Annotated in this window: 19 protein-coding genes; 8 read left to right on the top strand and 11 right to left on the bottom strand. The window is 58.9% G+C overall.

What is annotated here, in order from left to right; translation table 11 throughout:
* The first annotated feature begins 55 nt into the window (after positions 1-55).
* The 5 genes from H6650_00925 (at position 56) to H6650_00905 (ending at position 8,031) form a co-directional block, all read left to right on the top strand.
* Complete coding sequence (locus H6650_00925) at positions 56-1,264, top strand: SRPBCC domain-containing protein (GenBank protein ID MCB8950553.1); 1,209 nt, start codon at positions 56-58, stop codon at positions 1,262-1,264.
* Between the two features lie 190 nt (positions 1,265-1,454).
* Positions 1,455-2,507: a winged helix-turn-helix transcriptional regulator gene (locus H6650_00920; GenBank protein ID MCB8950552.1), complete on the top strand. Its 1,053-nt coding sequence runs from the start codon at positions 1,455-1,457 to the stop codon at positions 2,505-2,507.
* Between the two features lie 655 nt (positions 2,508-3,162).
* Positions 3,163-3,882, top strand: a complete 720-nt coding sequence (locus tag H6650_00915) for a response regulator transcription factor (GenBank protein MCB8950551.1) — start codon at positions 3,163-3,165, stop codon at positions 3,880-3,882.
* A gap of 2 nt (positions 3,883-3,884) precedes the next feature.
* Entirely contained in the window at positions 3,885-5,933 is a 2,049-nt protein-coding gene (locus H6650_00910) for a response regulator (protein MCB8950550.1), read from the top strand.
* Positions 5,934-6,342: 409 nt separating this feature from the next.
* A complete protein-coding gene (locus tag H6650_00905; GenBank protein MCB8950549.1) occupies positions 6,343-8,031 on the top strand; it encodes a helix-turn-helix domain-containing protein in 1,689 nt (562 codons plus the stop codon).
* A gap of 586 nt (positions 8,032-8,617) precedes the next feature.
* Here H6650_00905 and thpR read toward each other — a convergent pair.
* The gene (gene thpR / locus H6650_00900; protein ID MCB8950548.1) at positions 8,618-9,193 is read right to left on the bottom strand and encodes an RNA 2',3'-cyclic phosphodiesterase; all 576 of its coding nucleotides are present in this window, start codon (positions 9,191-9,193) and stop codon (positions 8,618-8,620) included.
* Positions 9,190-10,101 carry a homoserine kinase gene (locus H6650_00895; GenBank protein ID MCB8950547.1) on the bottom strand — a complete coding sequence of 304 codons (912 nt, stop codon included), beginning with the start codon at positions 10,099-10,101 and terminating at the stop codon, positions 9,190-9,192. Before H6650_00895 ends, thpR begins: the two co-directional genes overlap by 4 nt.
* A gap of 359 nt (positions 10,102-10,460) precedes the next feature.
* Here H6650_00895 and H6650_00890 point away from each other — a divergent pair, with 359 nt between their 5' ends.
* Positions 10,461-11,705: a class I SAM-dependent methyltransferase gene (locus H6650_00890; protein MCB8950546.1), complete on the top strand. Its 1,245-nt coding sequence runs from the start codon at positions 10,461-10,463 to the stop codon at positions 11,703-11,705.
* A 42-nt stretch (positions 11,706-11,747) separates the two neighbouring features.
* Here the strand turns inward: H6650_00890 and H6650_00885 are convergent, their stop codons facing one another.
* From H6650_00885 to H6650_00875, 3 genes are read right to left on the bottom strand one after another with little or no spacing between them, the layout of a single operon-like run.
* On the bottom strand, positions 11,748-13,184 hold the full coding sequence (locus tag H6650_00885; GenBank protein ID MCB8950545.1) for a ferrous iron transporter B: 1,437 nt from the start codon (positions 13,182-13,184) through the stop codon (positions 11,748-11,750).
* A complete protein-coding gene (locus tag H6650_00880) occupies positions 13,181-14,023 on the bottom strand; it encodes a 50S ribosome-binding GTPase (protein ID MCB8950544.1) in 843 nt (280 codons plus the stop codon). Before H6650_00880 ends, H6650_00885 begins: the two co-directional genes overlap by 4 nt.
* Positions 14,020-15,105 carry a metal-dependent transcriptional regulator gene (locus tag H6650_00875; protein MCB8950543.1) on the bottom strand — a complete coding sequence of 362 codons (1,086 nt, stop codon included), beginning with the start codon at positions 15,103-15,105 and terminating at the stop codon, positions 14,020-14,022. The genes H6650_00880 and H6650_00875 overlap by 4 nt, the downstream gene beginning before the upstream one ends.
* A gap of 235 nt (positions 15,106-15,340) precedes the next feature.
* On the opposite strand from H6650_00875, the gene H6650_00870 reads away from it, so the two are divergent.
* Positions 15,341-18,349 (top strand): SUMF1/EgtB/PvdO family nonheme iron enzyme, encoded by a 3,009-nt coding sequence (locus tag H6650_00870; GenBank protein MCB8950542.1) that lies wholly within the window; start codon positions 15,341-15,343, stop codon positions 18,347-18,349.
* 81 nt (positions 18,350-18,430) lie between these two features.
* Here H6650_00870 and H6650_00865 read toward each other — a convergent pair whose 3' ends face one another.
* The 6 genes from H6650_00865 to H6650_00840 form a co-directional block, all read right to left on the bottom strand.
* On the bottom strand, positions 18,431-19,507 hold the full coding sequence (locus H6650_00865; GenBank protein MCB8950541.1) for an RNA-directed DNA polymerase: 1,077 nt from the start codon (positions 19,505-19,507) through the stop codon (positions 18,431-18,433).
* 675 nt (positions 19,508-20,182) lie between these two features.
* The gene (avd, locus tag H6650_00860; protein ID MCB8950540.1) at positions 20,183-20,515 is read right to left on the bottom strand and encodes a diversity-generating retroelement protein Avd; all 333 of its coding nucleotides are present in this window, start codon (positions 20,513-20,515) and stop codon (positions 20,183-20,185) included.
* An 82-nt stretch (positions 20,516-20,597) separates the two neighbouring features.
* Positions 20,598-21,539 (bottom strand): malate dehydrogenase, encoded by a 942-nt coding sequence (mdh, locus tag H6650_00855; protein MCB8950539.1) that lies wholly within the window; start codon positions 21,537-21,539, stop codon positions 20,598-20,600.
* A gap of 539 nt (positions 21,540-22,078) precedes the next feature.
* Positions 22,079-22,663 (bottom strand): tetratricopeptide repeat protein, encoded by a 585-nt coding sequence (locus H6650_00850; protein ID MCB8950538.1) that lies wholly within the window; start codon positions 22,661-22,663, stop codon positions 22,079-22,081.
* A 353-nt stretch (positions 22,664-23,016) separates the two neighbouring features.
* Entirely contained in the window at positions 23,017-23,988 is a 972-nt protein-coding gene (locus H6650_00845; protein MCB8950537.1) for a DUF1385 domain-containing protein, read from the bottom strand.
* A gap of 275 nt (positions 23,989-24,263) precedes the next feature.
* Positions 24,264-25,091, bottom strand: a complete 828-nt coding sequence (locus tag H6650_00840) for a hypothetical protein (GenBank protein MCB8950536.1) — start codon at positions 25,089-25,091, stop codon at positions 24,264-24,266.
* Between the two features lie 685 nt (positions 25,092-25,776).
* On the opposite strand from H6650_00840, the gene H6650_00835 reads away from it, so the two are divergent.
* On the top strand, positions 25,777-26,577 hold the full coding sequence (locus H6650_00835; protein ID MCB8950535.1) for a TIM barrel protein: 801 nt from the start codon (positions 25,777-25,779) through the stop codon (positions 26,575-26,577).
* Positions 26,578-26,586: the final 9 nt, after the last annotated feature.

Genomic DNA, 26,586 nt, shown 5'->3' with positions numbered 1-26,586 from the left:
GCGCTCTATCCGGGTGCTGTTTCCATATCTTTCTATCCCAAAGGAGCATAAAACAATGGCTGAAAACAGTTTTCTTGAATTCCAACGCCTCATTCACGCGCCAACAGAACAAGTTTATCGCGCCTTCACCAGCGCCAATGCCTGGCAAGAGTGGCTCTGCGACGTTGCCGAAGCCGCACCGGTTGTCCAGGGACGCCTCTATTGGTTTTGGCAGCAGCAACAGTATTACGCCTGCGGCCATTACGTGAGTCTGGGGCCAAATGAGCATGTCACTTTTGTGTGGCAAGGCATGGGCGATCCTTTTGTGACACAGGTGCATGTTGTTTTTATGCCGGCACAATCCGGTACGCAACTAACCCTGACCCATAGCGGCATCCCCGCGGACGAAGCAGGCGCGCGCCTGCGCCAGGCCATCCGCGAAGGCTGGGAAACCGGCCTGGAAAACCTGCAATCCGTGCTGGAAACGGGCATCGACCTGCGCGTAGCCCGTCTACCCTTCATGGGCATCATGCCTGCCGCGCCAAATACGCCAGAACTGGCGCAAAGCCTGGGCATCCCGGTGAGTTATGGTCTTCAGATCAACGGCGCCGTTGCCGGCACAGGCGCGGACGCCGCCGGTCTGCAAAGAGGCGACATGCTCGTAGAAATGGCCGGGGCAAAATTGGAGACCTTCCAATCGCTGGCCCCCATCTTGCGCCAGAAGCAAGCGGGGGACAACGTCCCCCTCACATTTTATCGCGGCGCGGAAAAGCACACCATTATGTTAACACTATCGGCGCGCCCCAGTCCAGATGTACCGGATACAGCCCCGGCGTTGGCGGCGCGGCTGACGGAGATGTACGCACAGTTGGATGCAGAACTGGAAGCCATGCTGCAAGGCATTAGTGAGGAACTCGCGAATCGCTCTCCCACCGCAGAGGAATGGAGCATCAAACAAGTGCTGGCTCACCTGCTTTGTGGCGAGCGAGACTTGCAGAACTGGATTACGTGCGAAGTTGTTGATACGGCTCGTGCCGGCTTCGCCAGCAATGATCCGGTCCGTTTGAACGCGGCGATTGCCACGCATGGCTCAGTCCATGCATTGTTAGCGGCGCTAAAGGTGGCGGAGTCGGAGACGGTAGCCCTGGTAGCGGGGCTGCCCGACGCCTTCGTCGCTCGCAAGAGCGCGTATTTGCGCATCGGCCAGGGGGTTTTGTTTACGCCCCTGCACAACCATGACCACATGGAGCAGATCCGGGCCATCATGGCGGCGGCTCCGGCCTGATCCCCTTTTCCGCGAAGAAGCCTGTGAGACATACGACAGGCTTCTTCATTTGCTTCACGCCATCCAGAGGTGCGACGCACTTGTGAACGCCAGTATCATAATGATGCAGCACCATGTAAAAGGGCGTCGCACCTGTATTGACACAAATGATTATGGTCATCATTCGCATTTCAGGGTAAACTGAGTCACCATGACAAACCTCTCCTGGGATATTGGTACTGCTTACGATTTTTTTGTTAGCCTCCACGTCCTCTATCATCCCGAGGATTACGGACTGCGCCGCGCCTGGGCCGCGGGCGTCCGGTCGCGTTTGCCCACGGCGGAACGGGAAGCGCTGGGAGAAATCCTGGAAATCATGTTTCCTCCGGTCTCCTGGATTTACGAATTGCCGGCTCCGAAGGACAGCGCCACTCTCCTCACGCATCTGGCGCGGCTTCCGGCTGCCGAGCGTTTGCCAAGTTTGGTTCTGGGCGAGCATGTGCCGGCAGCTATCACCGAACGCCTCCAGGACATCGCCAGCCGGGGAAGTTGGAACGACGACGACCAGCAGTACCTGCAGGAATTCCTGAAACAGTACGAAGAACGCGCGCCAAAACGGAAAACGGTCCATCGTGCTCTGGAACTGTGGTCACAGTGTGAGCGCGTCGGCGAACAGCTTCTCGACGGCCTGAAAATGTTCCACGCCGTGTTCTTCGCCGAAGAGGAAACACGCATTCAACCCGTCCTCCGCGACGCTGTCGTCCGCTCCCAGAAAATGGCCTCGCGTCTTCCCCTGTCCGAACTGCTGGACGAACTGGCCCACGGAGTCAGTTTCAGCCAGGCCCCCGAAACAGAAGAACTCATTCTTATCCCCTCCTTCTGGATTTCACCCCTGGTAGCTCTGGTTCCATACTCAAAAAAACAACGCCTGTTCCTCTTTGGCGCCCGTCCGGACAGCGTCTCCTTGATTCCCGGCGAAGTCGTCCCGGACATGCTTTACAATGCATTAAAGGCATTGGCCGACCCCACCCGCCTGCGCATCCTGCGCTACCTCAACGCCGCCCCCATGACGCCCGCGGACCTGGCGCGGCGGCTGCGGTTGCGCCCCCCCACAGTAACACATCACCTGCGATCCCTACGCGTTGCCGGCATGATCCGCCTGACTATCGACGCCAATAACCGCCGCCTCTATGCGCCGCGTCAAGAAACCATCACGGGGATCTATAAGACGCTGCAAGCATTTCTGGAAAGCAATGAAGAATAGGTGGGGAACATGGACGAGCGCGGATGGACACGAAGAAAATGAGAATCCACGGTGCCGGCATGATTTGTCGTCGGTTGGCTGTCAATTCTCGATATTTCGGGGGAAACGCAGCCTGAGCTTGTCGAAGGCCGTTGGTTTCGGCAGGCTCAACCAACGTTACCACCCTTTTTTGAGAAGATACGGTTGGCTCCTGACATAAAACACCATCGGCGTGTGGAGATTTTTCTGGGGTTATTTCTATCTGCTTTGCAAAAAGGCTCTTTTGCCTATTATAATTATCTAGTAGCTACTAACGCTCTCTGGTGAAATAGGTCCAATCTGGCTTAGCAGTTACATTGTCCGTAAGAAAGTTGCCCCAGTGCATCTGCGCACGGGGCCGCGCCGCAGGCGCAGAACGATCTGCTAACAGGGAGACAGCGGATCATTTTGCCGGGTTTTATCGCAAAAGGGCAAAACCGTAGGCGTACGGCACGGAAAATCCATCGCCTACCCGCAATCGCCATACTGACGCCTGTTTAACCCTTCGGGGTTGTAGCGTTAACATGGGACCTTTCCACAGACAGGAATCCTTCCAGCGCGTTCGTCCAATTCCGAATCTTTTCACGAATGCGCCCTTCTCAGCCAGGCCTGCTAGTAACCAAGAGGCTTAAAGCAAATGCACCCCCCTACCCAACAGACGGTCTTGATTATTGATGATGATGAACTGGTGACTCGCTTGTTGCAGCGAGCGCTGAAAACATATGGCTATCATTCAATGACGGCGCGCAGCGGCACAGAGGGATTGCAGTTAGCCCGCCGCCATCGCCCTGATCTGTTCATTCTGGATATTGTCATGACGGGGACGGATGGGTACCAGGTATGCCGGCAAATTCGCAGCGACCCCCTCCTCCTCAACATACCCGTCCTCTTCCTCACCGCCCGCGGTAAAGACGAAGACAAAATTGAGGGCTTCCGTGCCGGCGCGGATGATTACCTGGCAAAACCCTTCAACATGGAAGAGCTGCAACTGCGCGTCCAGGCCATTCTGCGCCGCACCACCCCTATCCTGAACCACGCCCCCGCCACCATCAACAACCTCGTCGTCGGTGACGTCAGCCTGGATTGTCGCAGCTTCATCGTCACCACGCCCGTCGGCTCCGCCCAACTCACCAACGTCCAATTCGACCTCCTTTACCATCTCATGAGCAACGCGGGCCGCATCTTCACCAGCCAGCAACTTCTGCAAGATGTATGGGACTATCCGCGCGATACAGGCAGTCCCGAACTCGTGCGCGCCCACATCAAAAACTTACGCGAGAAAGTGGAACCGGAACCCAGCAATCCCATCTATATTCTCACCGTTCAGGGTCACGGCTATACATTTCAGGGATCATAACGTTGTTCCTCCAACCCGGACTGGCGCTCATCCCCAATCCTAACAAAACGCGCATTCTGGTTGTAGATGATGAGCCAGATATTGCCCAATCGCTGCATGACTACCTGGTAACCCAAACCAATTACCAGGTATCCATTGCCTACGATGGCGCCGCCGCCAGACGCGCCCTCCTCGCTGCCTGCGAAGGGCCCGCCGCGCCCTTTGACCTGGTGCTGCTGGATATGCGTATGCCCGAGCTAAGCGGCGGCGAACTACTGCGCTGGATCAGGCAGCACGCCGCATTGCAATACACCCGCGTGATCATCCTCACCGCCACCACCAGCACCGATGAGCGCGTTGAGGCGCTGTCCGCGGGAGCGGACGACTACATCACCAAGCCGTATCATCACCAGGAACTGCTGGCGCGCGTGAACACGATTCTGCGATCCCACCGACTGGAAAAACAGTTGCAGCACCAGAGTCGCCAGTTGGCGCTGCTCAATGAGGCAAGTACGGTGCTGACCTCGCTGCGCGATCCTAAGCTGGTGTTTGAGGCCACGGTTGAAGGCGCGCGCCAGATACTGGACGTGGAACTCGCGGCTATTTTTCTGTTTCACGAACGGCAGGGGATGCTGTTTTGCCGGCAAATTACCACCAATCACGCCCCTTACGCCTTTCCTCCCGTGGTTGCCAGCCAGGGCATCGTCGGGCACGTCTTCACGCAGCAGCAAATCGTCTGTCTCAACAACCCTTCCACCGATCCACGCTTCGCCCTCACAGACGCCCCTCGCGGATTCCCGGTGCGTACCCTCCTGGCGGCCCCCTTGCATGTGCGCCGCCGCGGTGTTGGCGTGCTGCTGGCCCTGAACAAGAACCACGGCGACTTCACCGACGTAGATACGGCTCTCTTCACCGCGCTTTCCAGCGCCGTGGGGCGGGCGGTGGAGAATGCCTGGTTGTTCCAAAGCGTGCGCCAACAGCAGCAAGCCCTGCTCAAGGGACGCGACCGCCTACAAGCCGTGATCGACGGTATTCTGCACCCTATCTACACGGTTGATGAACAGTGGCGCATCACCGCCGTCAACAGAAGCACCCTCAATGAACACAATGCGCCCGCCGTCGCCCTGGTCAACCAGGTTTGCTACCGGGCTTTTTTCCAACTTGACACCCCTTGCGCGGGTTGTGCCGTAGCGGAAACGCTGCGCCACAAAACCACGTCCGGCTGGGTCGTGCGTGTCTTTGATGACCTGCGGATGCCGCGCGAGTGGGAGGTGAATGCCTACCCCATCCCCGGACCGCAGACGGAATCCGCCCAGGCCGTTGTCATCTGGCAAGATGTCACCGAGAAAAAGCGGTTGGAATTCTCTTTGGCGCAGGCGGACAAACTGGCGGCGATTGGCCAGTTGGCCGCGGGTATCACACACGAGATCAATAACCCCCTGGCCGTGATTACGGCCGGCTCCGCCATGCTTAGAATGAGCGTTCCTGAGGAGGACGACCGATACGAACTGGTGGATCTGCTGGTGCAGGCGAGCGAACGCGCCAACAAAGTCGTGCGTGGGCTGCTTGATTTTGCCCGCCAGGAGGAATATCTTTTCGCGCCGACGGATATTAATGAATCCCTGCGACAGGCGCTAAACCTCGTTTCCTATCAATTACAGACGGCCCACATCCACGTTACCATGCAGTTAACCCCAGGGCTACCTTCCGCTTTTGCCAGCGCCGATCATTTGAAAACGGTGTGGATCAACTTGTTTATCAATGCGCGCGATGCACTGCAAGAGCAAGAGGGAGAGCGGCAACTGGACGTCATAACCCGCCTGGATGATTCCGGGCAGAAATTGCAGGTGGTGGTGTGTGATAATGGTGTCGGGATGACGCAAACGCAGCGGGAACGCATTTTTGAGCCATTTTATACAACCAAAGCTCCGGGGAAAGGGACGGGTCTGGGGCTTTCCACGAGCCATCGCATTGTTGAACAACACGGCGGGACTATCGAAGTCATCAGTAATGCCGGCAACGGGACAACTTTTGTGGTGCGCCTGCCTATCAGCGTCGGGGCAACAGATTAAGTGGCTGTTCGCAATTAAGCTAGTGGAATTGTGCGAACAGCTTGTCAGTAACCGTCCGATGAAAACGTGAAGTTGTTTTCGGACGGTTACTAAGGACTGATGACGGAATAAGGCACGAACCAGCATCGTTAGCCTTCCGTAACTATTCACGTCTCCGAGAGATTGGACCAATTTTGTAGACATTAACAGGATTTAACCAGAGCAAATGGGTCCAATCTGGGCAGATGACCTGTATAGTCACAGCCTTTCTTCGTCAGGTTGCTATTGCCGATCTCCATTCTTTCTGTATAACAATAAGGGATCGACCAGGCCATTGGGTCTGGTTGTATCCTTTTTTATTGATGGGACGCATTTTCGATGCTGAGACCCTCTGTAGGAGTGCGCAGTTCGACAAGCCGCGAGGATGACGATGACACAACTGGCGCCACAACAGGTAACGATTGGGGATGTCCTGCGCCTGGCTTTGCCATTAAGTACGACGGTGATCAACGGTCACGATTTTCGGCAGCAGCCGGTTAACTGGGCGGCGACGCTGGTGAGTTGGGAGGAACTATCCCAGCAGGTAAGAGGGGGCGATCTGGCAATTTTGCCGGCATCTCTCCTCTCCACCTCCACGCCTGCCGGCATTCTCCAGGGTGTGCGCGAGTTGATTGCATTGGAAATTGCCGGCATCCTCACCTTTGCTCCCCTACCCGACACAACCACGGAAGAGGCGCGCGCACATGATCTGCCGATATTGATTGTGCCGGCACAAAACACCCTCCGCGACATCCTGCAAAACGTCATCTCCCTCCTGCTTGACCGCCAGAAACAAACCAGCGAACGCGGCATGCAACTCTACCGTCGCCTCGCCGAAATGTCCCGCGAAGGACAAGGCCTGGCCGCCATGTCCGAAGTCATGTCCCAACTCACCGGCAAAATCATCGTCGTCCAGGACAAACGCCTGGAAACCCAGGCCATCAGCCGCCCCCTCAGCCTCCTCGTTGACGAAACCCAACTCCTGCGCTGGCTCAACCAGCGCGACAACCTGCCACCGATCCTGCGCAATCGCAAAGCCGTCACCAAAGTCGCTCAAAGCTACTGGCAGCAACTTCTGCCCATCGAAACCGAAGGCCACGGCATGGCGCGCCTCGTCAGCCCCATCATTTCCGGCGACCGCGCCCGCGGCTACGTCTCCGTCATCGGCCTGGCGGACGAACTGGACATGCTCGACACTCTCACCGTCGAACATGGAGCTGCCGCCTGCGCGCTGGAAATGGCGAAAGCCAAAGCGATCAGCGAGGCAAAAAAAGCCCTGCGCGGCGACTTTCTCGAAGGGCTGCTGGCAGGCACACTCCCCCAAAAAGAAATCGAACGCCTCGAATCCCGCCTCGACCACGACACCAAGCAACTCCACGCCATCCTCACCTTCACCTGGAACAGTCCCAACGCACCCTCCCTCCGCCGCCTCACCACAACCATCAACTGGCTCCTCACCACGCACAAACGCCCCGCGCTATTACACGTCTACAGTGAAGACCACGTCTGCGTCTTCCAGGCCCTGAAAAGTAGCGACGGCGAAAACATGAACACCGTCAAGGAGCTGGAAAAACGTGTGCGCGAACAACTAGAAGCGGAATTTCCCGAAGCACAACTGGTTACGGGCATCAGCGGACCTGCCGCCAGCCTGGCCGAATGGCCCACCGTCTATGAAGAGGCCGTCCAGGCCATGCGCCTCGGCCAGCGCCTGCACCTCAACCGACTGGTAGATTTCCACAGCCTGGGAATTTTCCAGCTTCTGGGCCAGATCGAAGACATCCCCACCGTGCGCGCCTTTTGCACCCACGTCATCGGCCCCCTGGTCCAATACGACGAAGAACATCGTAGCAGTCTGGTGCAAACAATGGACGCCTACTTCGCCCATCACGGCAACATCACCCAAACCGCCGAATCCCTCTTCATCCACCGCAACACCCTCCTCTACCGGCTGGACCGCATCCAGGAATTGACGGGGCAAAATCTAAACCAGGCCGATATGCGTCTGGCCATGCACCTCGCCCTCAAGCTATGGCAATTGCGCCCCGAAGCTCACGGAATCCACCCCAATCTGCCACTCTGAGACAGGAAAAACATTCACTTGGTAGCTTCGCGCCCATCCCTCCCTTCTGGATAGCCACTTGTAACCTTTGTACAAAGAATGTTCTCACAAGTTCGGGCAATTTGTCTCTATGATTCGCGCGCCGGTTTGCCTATACTATTAGCAAGCCTCCAATGATATGCGCGGCTTAATTGGGAAGTGTGGGATACTCAAAGGGCTAGCAGTCTGTGACACCCGTCATAGGCTGCTTTTCCTTTTGCGTAGGTTTTGTAAAAACAGGTTCGCAACTCGCCCCCGCCAACCTGACGGCCACGACAACCACCCGCGCCATACTTGTACACATTTCACGAAGAAACAGCGCCCATTTTCTGATGACTTGACCGTAGAATTTGGCTCGCGCCTCCCATATACTTAGCTATGAGCCTCCAAACAGTGCGCGGCTCAATTGGGAAGTGTGGGATACTCGAAGGGATAGCAGCCTGAGACCTCGTCTCGGGCTGTTGTCTTTTGGAACGCCATCGCCACTGATTACCCAACACAAACCCTTCCTGGAAGGTCACGCCGGGTTCTGGCCCGAAACTACCTACAGGCTCAGCCCTCGAGAGGGTTAGCTGTTACCTGGAAGGCATAAATGGCTTGTATGCCGCTTTGTATAAATCGGGCCGCTGGGACGAAGCTGGCTCTCAATCAGATGAATCGCCTCAACCGGAACCGGCAGCGGTTCCAATGCCTGCCCCCACGGAAGCCGCCCCACCTGCCCCGCCTCCCCTTTCACGCGCCCCAACGTCAGATGAGGGTGAAATGGCTTATCTTCCGGCGGCCATCCTCCGGCCACCAAATCCTGTTCTAGCGCCCGCTGCAAAACCACCGCCGGGCCTGAATCCTCCAAACTGACCCAGATGACACGTGGGCGGCGCGAATTGGGAAAACAGCCGAGTTCACCCAGCCTCATGGTAAAAGCAGGCGTATTCACCGCGACGCGATCCAACGCGGCGGCCAGCGCCACCACTTTTCCCACTTCCACCTCCCCCAAGAAACGCAGCGTCAGATGTATCAACGCCGGTTGCACCCAGCGCACCGCGCGCGGCGGAAGCTGCGCCGCCAGCGATTGGCAGGCAACCCCCAACTGACGCCGCACAGCCTCAGGAAGCGTAATGGCGATAAAGGCGCGTATCGTTTTCACCGACCGCCCCCCTGGGTTTGCACCACGCTGCCCCGCGCATCCACGGGCAGCACCCAGGTGCGCGCCTTCAGGCCGGCAGCGGCAAAGGCATCCGCCGCCAGGTGCGCGATTTCCACGTAATTATCGGGGGCAATCGCCAGCAGCGAAGGGCCGGCGCCGCTGAGGGCAACCGCCGCGCCCGCCCCCTGCACGGCGGCAAATGCCTCCGCCATGCCCGGAATCATGGGCAGGCGATAGGGCTGGTGTAGTCTGTCTTGCATCGCCAGACGCAAAGCGGCAATGTCACCCGATTGCAGGGCGCGAATGAGCAGGGCCAGCCGGCTGGCGTTGAAGATGGCATCCTGGCGCGAAATATGCGCAGGCAAGACCGAACGCGCCGTACTGGTGGGAAAATCAAATTCCGGCAAAACGACGATGACGAGGAACGCGGGGATGTCGATGCGCTCCACGTACAGTTCGCCCGCTTCCTGCACGATCAGAGTCAGGCCACCCAGCATCGCCGGTGTGATGTTGTCCGGGTGGCCTTCGATCCTCGTCGCCAGGCGCAATATCTCCGGCTGGTTGGGGGGCGCGGGCAAAAACGCTCCCGCGGCCATGATGCCGCCGAGAACAGCGGCGGCGCTGCTGCCCAGGCCACTGCTCACGGGAATGCGATTGACCTGGTGAATATGCAAGCCAGGAACAGGAACGTCGGCTTCGCTAAACAGGCGGGCGGCGGCCCGGTAGACGAGGTTCCGCTCGTCGCGGGGAATAGTAGCAGCCCCTTCTCCCTCGACCGTGATTCTCAATCCGCCACCCTGCCGTGTAAACGTCACCTGATTGTATAGGCCAAGCGCAAGCCCCAGGCAATCAAAGCCGGGTCCCAGATTAGCACTGGTGGCGGGAATGGTCACGGTTACCTGTTTCATAGAAATAGAGCGGACGGTTTCCGCCCGAGCTAGACGAATTCTCATCTATGCGTAGCATTGTTGGACGGTCATGCACGGAAGACGCGCATCCCACTGCCACGGATTTATTGGGTTAGTCTCAGAAGCGTAGCGTGCTGTACCCATGCAGCTTCCTGGCAACAATCCAGAAGGAGATTGTATCGTATGGATAGTCCAGCCCGCAAACGGAATTTTGCGTGCGGCGGGGAGGCAGAACGGTATACAATACCTGTCCACGGCTGGTTGGCATGAAGGCAACAGTCAACAATCAACGGGAAACAGGCCGCGGTTAACGAATTGGCTACACTTCACGCTCTGCTATGATGAACCACATCACGATTATGTACACCTCGGCGCTGGCGCATGTGCCCGCGCCAAACGAACGCCGCCTGGCCGTCCATCTGCATCCGGCGGCGGAACGCGCGGTACGCCACGGGCATCCCTGGGTATTTGACCAGAGTATTCGGCAAGTCAGCTTCGTCGGTGAAGCGGGGGACCTGGCCGTGATTTTTGATCGCAAACGGCGCTTTCTGGCAATCGGACTGTACGATCCGGCTTCGCCGCTGCGCGTGCGCGTGCTGCAAGCAGGGCAATCCGCGCCGATTGACGGTGACTGGTTTGCGCGGCGCGTGGCGGCGGCCATTGCCCACCGCGCCCCGCTCGCCTCTGCGCAAACAACGGGCTACCGCCTGATTCATGGCGAAAACGATGGCCTACCCGGCCTGGTGGTGGATCGTTATGCGCAGACGCTGGTGTTGAAGCTATACGCGGCGGGTTGGGTGCGCCATCTGCGGGTGGTCATTCCCGCGTTGTTGGCGCATTTTCCGCGGACGCGGGTGGTGTTGCGTCTCAGCCGTGCCGTGCAGGCGCAGTCGGCGGCTCTTTTTGGCCTGCAAGACGGACAGGTTTTGCACGGCCAGGCGGATGTGGGCGAGGTGGTTTTCCGCGAAAATGGGTTGCTTTTTGCCGCGGATGTGCGCCAGGGGCATAAGACGGGCTTTTATTTGGACCAACGGGAGAACCGTGCCCGCGTGGAGGCGCTGGCGGCGGGGCGGGATGTGCTGAATGTGTTTGCATACACGGGGGGATTTTCGCTGTATGCGGCGCGTGGGGGGGCGCGGCGGGTGGTGAGCGTGGACCTGAATCCATTGGCGCTGGCGGGGGCGGAGGCGAATTTTGCCCGTAATCAGGATACGCTGACCGTGGCGCGGGCGCGGCATGAGATGCTGGTGGGGGATGCGTTTGCGGTCTTGGGGGAATTGGGGGCGGCAGGTCGTGTCTTTGACATGGTGATATTGGACCCGCCGGCATTCGCGCAGCGGCAGGCGGATGTGGCGGGGGCGCTGGCCGCTTACCGTCGTCTGGCGCAGTTGGGGGCTGCTTTGTTGCCGGCATCTGGCATTTTGGTGAGCGCTTCTTGTTCCAGCCGTGTGCCGGCATCTGCCTTTTGGGCGGCCGTTGACGAAGGCGCCTCCCTGGCCGGCAAACGACTACAAGAAGTTGATCGTACCACCCATCCCCTCGATCATCCCATCAGCTTCCCTGAAGGCGCGTACCTCAAATGCCTCTTCGCGCGCGCTGTTTAGATTGGTTCATTCTCCAGGAATGAACCAATCTTGACACTAACACTAAATGCCGGCAACCAACCGCCACACCTGCGCCACCAGAAACGTCACCACAAAGCCAATCAGCAACGGCAGCAGCGCGGCCACGGCCGTCCATTTGGCGCTGCCCGTCTCCTTGTAAATCGTGTAAATCGTGGTGCTGCATGGGTTGTGCAGCAGGCTGAACAGCATCAGGTTCACGGCCGTGAGCAGTGTCCACCCGCCGGCCTGGAGAAGATTCATCATGCCGGCATTCGACTGCATATCAAACATCACCCCCGCCCCCGCGCCCAGATTTTGCGCCCCCGTCACCAACACCGTGAGCATCAACACCGTGGGGATGACAATCTCATTGGCCGGAATCGCCACCACATAGGCCAGCAAAATGACGCCATTCAGGCCGAGTAGCACGCCAACCGGATTCAGCGCGTTAATGACATATTCCGCCAGACTGACGCTACCAATGTGGATGTTGGCAACCAGCCAGATCACGGCCCCGGCGGGCATGGCGAAGACAATGGCCCGCCACAAAACGTAGATAGTGCGGTCAATAAAGGACGTATAGATGGTCTGCCAGATGCGCGGTGGGCGGTAGGGGGGTAGTTCCAGGCTAAAGGTGGAGACTTCTCCTTGCAACATGGTGCGCGACAACGCCCAGGAGACGCCGAAGGTGAAGAGAACGCCCAGCATAGCGATGCCGACGACGGCCAATGCGGAAATGAACCCCGCGAGATATGCCGGCACTAATCCGCCAATAAACAACGTCGCAATCAAAATCTGCGTCGGCCAGCGTCCATTACACAGCGCGAAATTATTCGTGATAATGGCAATCAATCGCTCTCGCGGGCTATCAATCACCCGCGTCGCCACCACCCCCGCCGCATTACAACCAAACCCCATCATCATGCTCAACGACTGCTTACCGTGCGCCCCCGCCTTTTTGAAAACATTGTCCAGATTAAACGCCACACGCGGCAAATAACCAAAATCCTCCAGCAGCGTAAACAGCGGGAAGAAAATCGCCATCGGCGGCAGCATCACGCTCACCACCCAGGCCGTCGCCAGGTACATGCCATCAATCAGCAAGCCACTCAGCCACCAGGGTAGTCCCACCAGCGCCGCGCCCTCTTTCAACCAGGGATGAACCGTGTCGATCAGAATCTTGGAGAGGAAATTGGAAGGCACGTTCGCGCCGGAAATAGTCAGCCAAAAAACCAGCGTGAACAGCGCAATCATCATAGGGAAACCCCAACGACGACTGGTCACCAGTCGGTCTATCGTCCGATCCAGGTCGAAACGGGGGCGGCTGTCCGGGCGGGTGACGGCGGCATCGGCGATTTCCGTGGCCTCGGTGTAGATAGCTTCCATCAACTGCTCGTGGAACGTGTTGCCAATCTGCCAGCGCCACTGCTCCGCCGTGTTCAAAATGTCGTTCGGAATCAGGGTGGATTGGTTATTCATACAGCCACCTCCAGGGGAATGCTCAGGTCAGGATTGGCTGTCTCCGGCGCGCTGCGAGTCAGGTCGCCCAACTCGCCCCGCCGCACGGCGTCCGCGATGCGCTCGTCCCCGTCCAGCAGGCGCAGCGCCACCCAACGCGCATTGGGCAGGCCCGGAAAAGCGATTTCGATTTTTTCCACCAGTTCGTTGAGCGCCCGTTTCAACTGCGGCGGCTGCTTTTGGATACGACGCGGACGGCAAATGGTTTTCCCGGAAGCCACTTCGTCGATCATTTGCAGCAGCAGCGGCAGCCCTTCGCCCTGGCGCGCGGCAGTCGGCACGACCGGCACGCCCAGGTCACGCGCCAGTTTGCGCTCGTCCACCTGCAAATGGTGGCGTCGCGCTTCGTCAATCAGGTTCAGGCAAACGACGACACGGTCGGTGATCTCCAGGATTTGCAGCACCAGGTTCAGGTTGCGCTCCAGGCGCGTGGCATCCACGACGATGATGGTCACATCCGGCTGCCCAAAGAGGATGAAATCGCGCGCCACTTCTTCGTCCAGGCTGGTGGAGAGGAGGGAATATGTCCCCGGCAAGTCCACGATTTTGTATCGCTTGTCAGCGTAGATGAAGCCGCCCTCGGCGCGGGTGACGGTCTTGCCCGGCCAGTTGCCTGTATGCTGGCGCAGCCCGGTAAGGGCATTAAAAACGGTGCTTTTGCCCGTATTGGGATTGCCCGCCAGGGCCACCACATAATCCCACTCATCCATGTTCACACCCAGCTTGCGCAGGTTGGCGGCGTGATGGACGGGGCAGGTGGCGCAGGCATCAGAAACAGGGGGGGAATAGGGTTGGTTCATAAGGTTTCCTGCATGATTGTTCGTTGGTGGTTGGCCGTTGATGGTTGGTCGTCGTCGCCCGTTGATTCGCGGGTGATGCGGATGCGGTCCGCCTGCTCGCGGCGCAGGGCAATGAGGGTGTCGCGGATGCGGAAGGCAATGGGGTCACCGCTGGGGCTACGCATTTCCGCGTGAATGACCGTGCCTGGAAGAATGCCCAGGTCCATGAAGCGCCGGCGCTCGTTGCCACGGCAAGCAGGCGTGAGACCGAGGACGATGGCGCTTTCCCCTGGCTCCAGGTTCGAGAGGCGTTCGCCCACGCTCCCTTCCACGGCGGAGGGCCGCGGCAGGGGCACAACGGAGATGTTGGCAGCCACGATGGGCGCTAGAAGGTGCTCGTCGCCATCACACCAAAAGCGCACGCGCTGCCCCGTGGATTCCAGCAGGCGGATTTCCATGCCGGGGTGAATATCTTCGGCGACGAGTTGGGCATACACGGTGTCCGGTTCATCTTCCAGGTGGACGATGCGGGCGGGCGTATCCACGTCCAGCGAGGTCAATGGCACGCCCCCGTGCGGCACAAACGCGCCGCTGGCCGAAGGAATAGGGTCGCCATGCGGGTCGTGCGTGGGGTTGCCCAGGCGCAATGCCAGCGCGTCCACGTCCGCCGGCGTCAGGTAATGCTCCTGCTGTTCGGCGCGGTCGTGCCACTCCGGTTCGGCGAAGCCTGTCTGGTCCGCCAGGTAGCGTTCATAGAGGCGGTGGGCGCGGATAATGTGCAGCGCGTACTGCTGCCCGCGCGCGGTCAGGTGGACCGTATCCCCGGCCATCGTCACCAACTGGTGCGCGACCATGTCGCCCAGCAGGTCCGTGACCGCGCTGCCGCTTATTTGCAATGCGCCCGCCACGCTTTCCACGGTAGCCAGGCGTTGATGCTGTTGATAACGATACAAGTGCTTGAGCGCATCTTCGTGCAACACACGGGTGGTCAGGCGACGCATCTGTTGCCAGCGCCAGAACTGACCCCACCGCGGCCAAAAGAGGATGGCGCTGACACCAATCAGCGCCAGAAAAACCAGTAGTGATAATCCGGGATCAGGCATACACGCACCTCACTTTCAATATACCTAAATTATAATTTAGATTTCCCATATCGCCAAATGGTAAACGGAATCCACGCAAAAGTCAACCGCGAACATGAGGTGGCGACGAGATGGGTTCAATCTCCGAGATTGAACCCATCTGCCCCAACCTCCACTGGCGGTCAGATGACAAAAGTTTGCCAAACTTTTGTCATCTCGCGCCTGCATTTCCCGCTTCCTGCGCTATAATCTCCCCATGACAGCACCAGAGCCTTCCCCTCCTGATCCGAAACCCACCCTTGCCACCCTCACTGAGGCTTTTGCCAAACTCCCTCCCTTGCTCAGCTACGGCGGCCTGATTCTGGTCGCAGCCATCATAGTTGCCAGGGTAACTGGCAAACTGCCCGACATTTTGCTGGCGATTCCCGCCGTTGCCCTCGTCGCCTTCATCCTGTACGCGGTCCTCAACAACCGACATGAACTGGATAAGGAAAGGCTGCAAGCCCAACGCGAGGCGGATCAGCGTACACACGAGGCCGAGTTACGAAAACTGGAGGTGGAACTGGAACGATTTAAGTTGCAGCAAACGGGCGAACTGGAAAGGGAGCGGCTGAAGCAGGAGACAGACCTGGAAAGAGCAAAGCGGGAAGCGCCCAAGCCGCCGCCAGATGCCGCTCCTACGGTGGCTACCTGGCCTGACAGCTACTACACCTACGTGTGGCAAAAATGCGCCCAACTGCACATGACCAGTATAGACCCCAAGGCGCAAGAGTTAGGCGCGTCTATCTTGAATTTGCACAGCGTTTTTACCGAATTGGACGTGCCATCCCTGGAGCGAGAGATGGCGTCGCGCGCTTTCCGCGACCAACGCGACGTAGAACGCCAGGGGCGTGAACCATCCCTGGCCGCGCTCAGCCGGGCCGAGAATCAGAAGCTGGTGCTGCTGGGGCAGCCCGGCTCCGGCAAATCTACGCTGGTCAAGTACCTGGCCCTTTGCCTCAGCGGGGCTGGTTTGCAGGACGCGGAAACGAACCTGGAAAGCCTGATTGAGCGCGGGTGGCGACTGCCGGCCTTGCTGCCCATCCTGGTGGTTCTGCGCGACTACGCCGCCAAAGGCCTGCCACAGAAACAAAGCCTGTGGACCTACATCACGACCAGCCTGAACAACGCGGGGCTGGCAGGCTGCGCGCAGGCGCTCTCCGAAAACCTGAAACAGCAGGGGGGAATTCTCTTGCTGGACGGGCTGGACGAAGTGCCCGAAGCGCAGCAGCGGCGCGAACAACTGCGGGACGCCATTCTCCAGTTTGCGCGCGAATTCAGCCGCGTGCGCATGGTGGTCACCTCGCGCCCCTACGCCTACCAGAACCCGGCCTGGCATCTCCCGGGCTTCAGCCAGACCTCGCTGCTGGATTTCACCCCGGAGCAGATCGAGAGCTACATTGACCGCTGGTATGCCGTGGCCGGGCCGCTGGACCCCAACCTGGGTCAGGAACAGGCGCGAAGGTACGCTAACCAGTTGAAAGAACAGGTGAAACGGAACTCCAACCTGCAAGAACTGGCCCCGCGACCGCTGCTGCTGGCCCTGATGGTGTCGCTGCATCGCTGGCGCGGCGGCGGCATGCTGCCGGAACGGCGCGAGCAGTTGTACGACCACAGCGTCAACCTGCTGCTGGACTTGTGGCAGCGTCCCAAGCTGATCCTGGATGAGAAGGGGCGTCCGCACGGGCAGGAAACAAATGCGCTCACGGAACTGGGCATTGATACGCTGGCGCTGCGCCGCGCTTTGAGCCAACTGGCTTATGAAGTCCACCGCGACCAGCCCGAAGAAGCTGCCGCAGCCACCGCCGACATCCCGCATGAAAAGCTGGTCGCGGCCCTGCGCCAGGCGGTTCCCAAAGAAAAACGAGACGCTATTCCCTACCAGAAAATAGCCGATTACGTGCGGGATCGGGCGGGTTTGCTGGAAGATCGGGGAGAGGGCGTCTATGGCTTTCCGCATCGCACTTTTCAGGAATACCTGGCGGCCATGTACCTGTTGGATCAAGAGGATTTCCCCGGCAACATCGCCGCCCTGGCGCGCCAGGACCCGGCGCGTTGGCGCGAGGCCGCTCTACTCGCCGGCAACTCAGCCCCGACAGCGTCTCAATGGACGTTGGTGGATCACCTTTATGAGCGGGAGGATGCGCCCCAGGAGGCGCAGCCGGTCGCCGAGGCGCAGTGGTGGGGCGTCTACCTGGCGGGGCAGGTGCTGCATGACTCGGATTTGCTGAAAAAGGAAACGAAGATTTACCGCCGCTCCCTGGACCAGGTCCAGGAGTGGCACAAAGCGATCTTGACGCGGGGGGCATTGCCGCCGCGCGACCGGGCCAGGGCTGGCGATATCCTGGCGGAATTGGGGGATGACCGGCCAGGGGTGTTGACGTGCGACGAAATGCGCTTTTGCTACGTGCCGGCAGGTCCCTTCTGGATGGCGGACAGCGAACAAAGCAGCGAGGGACGCTGGCTGGACATCCTGGACAAACCGTACTGGCTGGCGCAATACCCTGTCACCGTAGCCCAGTTCCAGGAGTTCGTTGCCGACAGCGACTACAGTTCGGCGGATAGGGACTCTCTGCGCGGTAGCGCAAATCGCCCGGTGGTTTGGGTCAACTGGTACGACGCCCTGGCCTTTTGCGACTGGCTGCAGCGGCGCTGGCAGCCTCACCTGCCCCCTGGCTACCGCGTCACCCTGCCCAACGAAGCGGAGTGGGAGAAGGGGGCCCGCGGCGGACGGCACATCCCCGCTGCGCCGCGCGTGACGACCATAGGCGGCCTGGGGGCGGTCCTGGACGCGCCGCCGCCCCTGGTCCCCAATGCGCGGGATGGCCGCGACCTCAGCCTGCGGGAATATCCCTGGGGAGACGCGCCCACGCGGGCAGAGATCGCGGCGGGTCTTTTCCGCGCCAACGATGAAGCGGCAGGGATAGGCAACACGACGGCGGTGGGCAGTTTCCCTGCCGGGGCCAGCCCGGTGGGCTGCCTGGATTTAAGCGGCAACGTGTGGGAATGGACGCGCAGTTTTTACGGCAAACTGCGTCCCTACCGCCTGTCGCCGGAATATGAAACGACCGATCCGCGCAACCGGAAAGACATGTTTATATGTGGCGGTGCGTATTATGTCAACTACACCGGCTGCTCCGCCCGCTACTGGCTCGCCCCGCTCAACCACTTCAACGACAACTCCGGGTTTCGGGTGGCAGTTTCCCCATTTGTCTCTGATCGCTGATCCCTCTGGACTCTGGTCCCTCTGAACCTCTGTTCTCTGGGGGGGCTTTGCCCCCCAGACCCCCCAGCGGATCGAATTTTTTTAGGGTGCGCCGTCGCCTGCTTCAACTCGGCGTTGCGGTTTGGGAATAATCTTTTCGCCGAGAAGCTTTTTCCGCAGTCCCAGGGTGTTGCCATAGCGCGCGTGATTCGTCCACCCGCGCACGGACGCCGTCACCGCGTCCAGCGAGATTTCCCCCTGCTCGTACTGTCGCAGCAGCCGCCCCAGCCGCCGCCGGTACTGTACCCCCTTGCGCCGCTTCAGCCGCCGTCTCTCCGGAAAAACCTGGAAGCCCAAAAAAGGAATCCCTTCCGTGACCGGGCGCGGCTGTGCGCCCGGGTGAATGGTCAGGCGATAACGCGCCAACTCCTCTTCCACTGCCGCCTTCCATTCCCACAGGTGGTCCTTCTCGTGGGCAAACAGCAGCACATCATCCACAAAACGCACATACCCTTTACAACGCAGGCGGCGCTTCACAAAATGGTCAAATGGATTCAGGTACACGTTGGCCCAAAACTGGCTCGTCAGGTTGCCAATGGGCAGCCCCCGGGGGCGCAGCGGCGCCAGCAAATCGTCCCCCGCGAAATAAACCATCTCGTACTGCTCATTGAGAACGCCCTCCCCGCTGCCGAGGATTTCGTCAATCAACCATAACACGTCGGGGTCGGTGAGCTTGCGGCGCAGAATGCGGCGCAGAATGGCGTGGTCAATAGAGGGAAAGAACTGGCGCAAGTCGCATTGCAGCACGTAGGGGAAACGGCGGGCAAACTGCTGCGCCCGGTCCAGGGCGCGGTGCGTGCCCTTGCCCACACGGTTGGCGTAAGAATCGTAGATGAACGCGCGCTCAAAAATCGGTTCGATAACGTTACACAAGGCGTGATGCACCACACGGTCCCGAAACGGCGCCGCGCTGATCAGCCGCCGCTTCGGTTCGTGGATGAAAAAGCTGTTGTAGCGGCCCGGAGTGTAAGTGCGAGCGCGCAGCTCTTGCTGCAAGTCGTGCAGGTTGTCTTCCAGGCGATATTCAAAGGCGGCCACATCGCCCCGCCCCCGTTTGCGGCGACTGGCCTGCTGGTAAGCCTGGAGCAAGTTATCCCAACTACAGAGGGCGTGAAACAAGGTGGCTTTGGGGGAACTCGTGGGGTCATCTCCTGATAGGGGGGCGGAGAGGAGATTCTGTCGCAACCGTTCCGGCTAAAGCCTCCACTCCCGCTTAAATTCTGCAACCGTTCCGGCTAAAGCCTCCACTCCCGCTTAAATTCTGCTAAAGCCTCTACTCCCGCTTAAATTCTGCTAAAGCCTCCACTCCCGCTTAAATTCTGCAGAGCCAACACGGTTTGTGAAAAGTGGCCGCGTCTCAGGGACGAACCGGGGAGACGCGGCCCGTTGTTATTTGCCCGGCCCGCGGCTGACGCTTTGGGCGCGGCCAGGACAAAACCCCGCCATTTCTCACCTCGGCCCGGAAGGCGTACCCGCCAGGCAATTCCGGTTGGGACACAACCTGCAGGAGAAGTGTGGAAACTGCCACCCGAAACCCGTTGTTGTCGTTGAAGTTGTTGTGCGGGTCGTTCCTGTTGCGGGCGGAGCAGCCGTTATGGGTTTTGCCCCCAACATCAGCCGGTGTGAGCGGCTGGAGGTTGCACTTCCTGACTGGACACTGGCGTTTTTGGAGTGGAGGCTTCAGCCGGCCCACATATGGCGGTTTGATCCGGCTAAAGTCTCGACTCCGACCACCATATGTGGTTTTCGCCAGACTCCAGCTCCTGATCAATAATGTATGGTGAAGTGACGCCGTTACCTGCCAGTTTTCTTTTTCCATCCGCCAAGTAAGCGCCCGATTTCCGTCATCATCGCTGCCGCATGTTCGTATTGGCCTGGCGTGAGCCACTTCCAGCGATATGCCAGACGCAGATACAGCCGCACTTTGGATAAGGCTTCATCTGCTTCCTGCAGTTTTTGCAGCCGGGCGTTGCCCTGCTGCCAATTTGCTTCTTCGAGTCGTTCTCGCAGATCAAATGCGGCCTCCAACAGTCGCTGTGTAAACGTGTGCCGATGGGCGCGCGGGAAGTGATTCGTTTGCGGCAACAGCCAGGTCAGGAAATCAAAAGTGCGCGTAAAAATCGGCATTTCCTGATGCGAAGTAGACATCTTTGATGAGGTATGAGGTATGAGGGGCAAGACTCGCTTGCCTCTCATACCTTGCAAACGCCTAATAGCCTAACACTTGCACGACCGAGCGGACCGCTTCGGCGGAGTGGTCGAGCATGGCGCGTTCCGTTTCGTTCAGGTCCATTTCGATGATGTGTTCCACGCCCCGGCGACCGAGAACGGCGGGCAGACCGATGAAGAGGTCATGGTAGCCGTATTCGCCCTGGGTGTAGATGGCGGAGGGGATGACGCGCTTTTTGTCTTTGAGGATGGATTCGACCATGATGGCGGCGCCGGCGGCGGGGGCGTAGTAGCCGCTGTAGCCGAGCAGGCCGACGATTTCGCCGCCCCCTTTGGCGGTGCGTTGGATGATGGCGTCCAGTTTTTCCGGGGAGATGAGTTCGGTGACGGGAATGCCGGCGACCGACGTATGTCGGGGCAGCGGAACCATCGTGTCCCCGTGCCCGCCGAGGACGATGCCGTGTACATCTTCCACGCTCACGCCCAGTTCCATGGCAATGAAGGTCTTGTAGCGCGCCGTATCCAGCGCCCCCGCCTGGCCGATGATGCGTTCGCGCGGGAAGCCGGTGATCTCCTTGATCACGTGGCACATGGCGTCCAGTGGGTTGGTGACAACGATAACGATACTGTCCGGGGCGTACTTCTTGATGTTTTCGGAGACGACCGTCATCACGTCCTGGTTGATCTTCACCAGTTCATCGCGGCTGGGGAATTTGCCGGTGACGGGGTCCTTCTTGCGCGGCACGCCGGCGGTGACGACGACCACGTCCGCGCCTTCGATGATGCTTACGTCGCTGCTGCCGGTGATGCGGGAATCAAAGCCGATGGCCGGTCCTGCTTCGTAGAGGTCGAGGGCTTTGCCGGCAGCCACCTGCCCAAAAATGTCGAACATGACGATGTCGCCGACTTCCTTGTTCGCCAGCCAGTGGCCCGTTGTAGCGCCGACGTTGCCCGCGCCATAAAGTGCAATTTTGTTTAACATTGAGTGACTCCTTTGTAAATGGTGGTCAGTTGACAGTGGGTAGTGGTCAGTTGACAGTTGGGAGAAGCGCCGCCTGTCAACCGCGCTATTTTCGTTTGTTGGTGGTGTCGCGCAGTGGCGTGGTGACTCCTCTGTAAAAGATCTTCCCGGAAGCTTCATCACAGATGATAGTCCTGGGTAACAGCTTCCGGGAAGATGTTCTCAATGATCTTCCCGGAAGCTTCGTCACAGACGATAGTCCTGGGTAACAGCTTCCGGGAAGATGTTCTCAATGATCTTCCCGGAAGCTTCGTCACTGATGATAGTCCTAATCTTCCGGAAGATGTTCTCAATGATCTTCCCGGAAGCTTCATCACTGATGATAGTCCTGGGTAATAGCTTCCGGGAAGATGTTCTCAATGATCTTCCCGGAAGCTTCGTCACAGACGATAGTCCTGGGTAACAGCTTCCGGGAAGATGTTCTCAATGATCTTCCCGGAAGCTTCGTCACAGACGATAGTCCTGGGTAACAGCTTCCGGGAAGATGTTCTCATTATTCCTCAGTCTTCCATGAAGCGCTGGTCCAGTTCTTCCATGATCTGCGCCGCTTCTACGAGTTTGTCCAGCGGGTTTTGATCACCCACGAAGTAACGGTAATCTGCCGGCATTAAATCCAAAGCCTGCACCAGTTCACCAAACCGTTCCTTTAGCGACCGCTCGCTGACGGAAAAGGCCGCCGCCACCGCGCCCAGTTTAAGTTGCAGGAAATTCACCTTCACAATCGTGTAGGCCAGCGCCGCCGCCCACAACTCTGGCTTCGTCACGCGCAACGGCCGCCGCCCAATCGTGATGCGATACTCCAACCACATCTGGATCGCCTTGCCGGTGTACTGAATGGATAACTCCAACCGGCGCATGCCCTCAATGAGGGCGCTTTCCACGTCATCCAGCGCCGAGGAAAACAGGCGTTCGTAGCGGCTGGCGAGTTGGGCGTCCGTCTCCGTGCGCAGGTACTCGCCCAATGCCTGAATCGCCTCGTCGAAGCTGCTGGAACGGGCAAACGCGCGCGCCAGATTGAGGTGATATTCGGGATTATCCGGTTCAGCAGCCGTCGCTTTACGAAAAGCGGCTACCGCTTTCTCCAATTCCCAATCACCGTAAAATTGTAACCCGGTCTGATTATGCTTTTCACCCCTGGACATACTGTTCCTTTCACCTCAGCAGGACCTGATCGCCCACATTGCCATGCCGGGATGCCCGACGCATCTCCGATATGGTGACGGGGATAGTAAGCACACCCCCGGCGAGCGGGTGCGCGTCAAGCTGCGATACGGCATGCAGCGAACACTGGCGGAGTCAGCGCGCCACTGGTAGACCAATCGGCGCGGGAAACGCGCAAATCGGCGGTTGCGCGAAGCTGCGCAGTCGGGCAAGAAACCAAAGCGGAGAGATTGCCCGCATCTCTGGGGCAGGGTGGCGCGCCGGCGGTATATGAATTCTAACGAGGGGTTGCGTCTGATGTTTCCGCGAGCACGAGCGCGGGTTCTGCGTAAACAGTCCCGCTTTCACGGGCCATCATCTGTTGAAAGGCGGTGATGGCGACTTCCAACATGGTCTGGTCTGGTTCACGAGTGGTCAGCCGCTGCAAAGCCAGGTTGGGCTTTATGATGATGCGAATGAAGACGTTATCAAGATGTTTGGCGGAGAAACGGATGATCTCGTAAGCAATGCCGGCAACCACAGGCAGCAACAACAGGCGCGAGACAATACGCAGCGCCAGGTTCAACGGCGGGAAAAAACTGTACAAAAGAATGGAAACGATCACCACCGTCAACAAAAAAGCCGTACCACAGCGCGGATGCTCCAGCGGAAAACGGGCCACAGACTCCGGCGTGAGCGCCGCGCCTGCCTCATAAGCGTTAATCGTTTTATGCTCCGCCCCATGATACCCATACAAACGGCGAATGTCCGGCAGCAGGCCTATGCTCCAGATGTAGCCCACCAGGATTAACAGGCGGATGCCCCCTTCAATCAGGTTGCTGACAACCTGCGACTCGCGCAAATGCAGCCAGCCCTCAATGAGGCTCGCCAGGAAAACGGGCAAGACGAAAAACAGCCCGATGGCAAAAGCGAGGGAGATGGCGACCGTTCCGACCTGCACCGGCCCTTCAAACGCCTTGCCTTGCGGGTCCGCTTTTTCTTCTTCGGGCACGGCCACTTCCGCCGAAAACATGAGCGCCTTAATGCCCAGCCCCAGCGCATCCCACAACAGGGTCAGACCACGCGCAAAGGGGAGGCGCGCCATCTTGCTGCCATAGATGGCCTGGTTCAAAGGTTCGACGTGGGTGACTATCTCGCCATGAGGATTGCGTACGGAAACGGCCAGCGCCTGCGAACCGCGCATCATGACGCCTTCGATCACGGCCTGGCCACCATAATTGAAATTAAGCCCATCAGGTTCTTGCGACATAGGGGGGATTGTACTGAGTGGACAGGAGTGCGTCAAGCCGGGTATGGACCTGGGGAAAGGAAGCCAGAAAGACGCGGAAATGCGGATAAAACAGGGTTTCGTGCCATGCCCAATGCCATGCCATCGTGGGACGGCTCACTCCCATCTTTCCGAAAGCTGTTTCCATGCGAAATGCCGCTGCATTTTGAGACGCTTTTAGCCTGACATTGAGCTTCCGGGAAGGTTTGTTGGACCATGTACGCATAGGCTGTGTAGTCTTACCCATCGTGAACCTTTCAACTGGGTGGGCGATGATGGAATGCCTGGGGGTGTAGTCGCTGGACGGTGGCGAGGATTTCCTCCACTTGTTGGGCGTAAAAGCGGAATTGTTGCGGGTGGCCACAGACAGCCAGGAGCAGGCTGTCCGGTTCGTCGTGGAAGAATTGTTGCCGGCATCTTACTCGCCCTACGCCGGCCACATCCATCTCCAGCAAAAAACTGGTATGCGTTTTATCGTAATTGGGAACCTGCCGCCCGTCTACCAGTTCCACATCCGCCTCCGCCACCGTCGCCAGCGCCGCCTCCGCCGACAACCGGCTCAAAACAGGGCTGCGAATCACCACCAGCGTCACCGGCTCCGCCGCCAGATCAATGACGGCGGCGGGCGCGGCGGCGAATATGAGCGCCGCATTCGGGTCTTGCCGCCCCAGGGGATAGGTCAACGACAGCAACCCCTGCCGCCGCGCCAGCAAAGCGGCAAAAGCATCCGCCTGCGATGGATCTTCCTGGTCCAGCCACGTCCATCCCGGCGGCAGGTCCAGCGTGAGCGTGCGCCCATACGTGGTCACCCGCTGCCAGTCTGCCGGCATTCGCCCCCCGGCGGACACCTGCACCAACGGTTGTTTTCCGAGTTGATGCAGCAAAATGCCGGCCATAATCACGAGGAAAGCGGTCAAAGCAGCGTAAATCCAAAGCGCGGGAACCTGGGCGCGCGCGGGCGGGGCCGACAGCACCGTCGCATCCGCCGCCGCGGGAACGGGTTCCGCCAGTTGCCAGCCACACTGCCAGCAGGCAGTATCGCCGGAGAGCAAAGGTTGTTGACAATTGGGACAGCGTGTTTCCATTGTTGGCTGCTACCGACTCGTATTTCTGTCGTAACGACTAACGCTCTCTGGAGATTGGACCAATTTCGCGCGCTCCATGACCATTTTCACCAGAGAGAATTGGTCCAATCTGGCCTGGCAATTACTTTCTGTAAACCATTTTACACACAGATTGTATCAGACTTTCTTGAGGATGCCGGCACAACGGCCTATACTAAGGTCACGTTCTCCCTATGGTGCCGGTCTGGACGCACAAAGAGCAGGCTGGCTAATATTGACACTCAATTTACATTCCTCCTTTTTATCTGTCCCCCTGAAAAAGCCCTGCGCATCGCAGGGCTTTTTCGTCTGCGAGTGCCCGGCGCGCCATGATGTCCCATGCCTAGTACTGAGTTCCCATTGTTTATTGACGGACTCCGTCGGCGCGAGTAGACTTGCGCCATTCGATCACCAATCTCATTAGACGCAAAATCCGGCATGAGTTTCACCCATTTGGTTGTGGGCAGCATAATGTGTGACACCACCCCACGCCCTGACGCAAAGCGGACCCGAATGACCACAGCCGCGCGAACGCTGGCCCAATTCGGTCATTCGTGCCCAATAAACTGGCTCTACCGAGATTGACCATATTCGCGGCTGGCATCCAACATCACGCCAGCCACAGGCAAAACGCTGGGCTGGGAATCGCGGGGGAACCAGGATCAACGTGGATAAAGTCTATTTTGCCACCGACCGTCATCAAACGCGCACCTACCGCCATTGGGCCGAAGAACTCGGCTGCGGACTAGAGCTATACGCCTTCGCCGAACCGGACATCCTCGCCGGCGACTGGCGCACCGTCTTGCGTGAACATCAGCAAATTCTGGCGGGATTCACCGGCGGTCTGGGTCTCCACGGCGCGTTCTATGATATGGTCAGCGGCAGCCTCGACCCGGACATCGTCGCCCTCACGCGCAAACGGTATCTGCAAAACCTGTTTATCGCCGCCGAATTGGGCGCGTCTTCCGTCGTCTTTCACCTGAACTATATGGGCCTGCTGCGGTTCCCCAACTACCGTCCCGGCTGGCACCAGCGGCAGGTCGCCTTCTGGCGCAAGCTAGGCCAGCGCGCCGCCCACTATGGCATCACCGTGGTAATGGAAAATCTGTGGGAAGATGAACCCTCCCTGCTCACGGACATCCTGCGCGAAGTGGACAACCCATACGTGCGCGCCTGCCTTGACGTCTCCCATGCTACCCTCTTCTCCCACGTACCACTGACGGACTGGGTATCCGCGCTCTCCCCCTGGCTCTACAGTTGCCATCTGAATAACCACGACGGCCACATTGACCTGCACTGGTCTCTGGACAACGGCGTGATTAATTATCGAGAGGTGCTGCCACTCTTTCGCCAGATAACCCCGCCCCCTATCCTCACGCTAGAACTTTCAACCCCGGAGCGCATCGCCGCCAGTCTGCCGCTGCTGCACCTGCCCGGCACAAACCATCATGGCCCCATCAACGGATGATCCGCGACG

This window comes from Ardenticatenales bacterium (assembly GCA_020634515.1).
Lineage (GTDB): Bacteria > Chloroflexota > Anaerolineae > Promineifilales > Promineifilaceae > JAGVTM01.
Note: the sequence above shows the minus strand (reverse complement) of the source record. Positions and strands in the feature narration are given on the sequence as shown.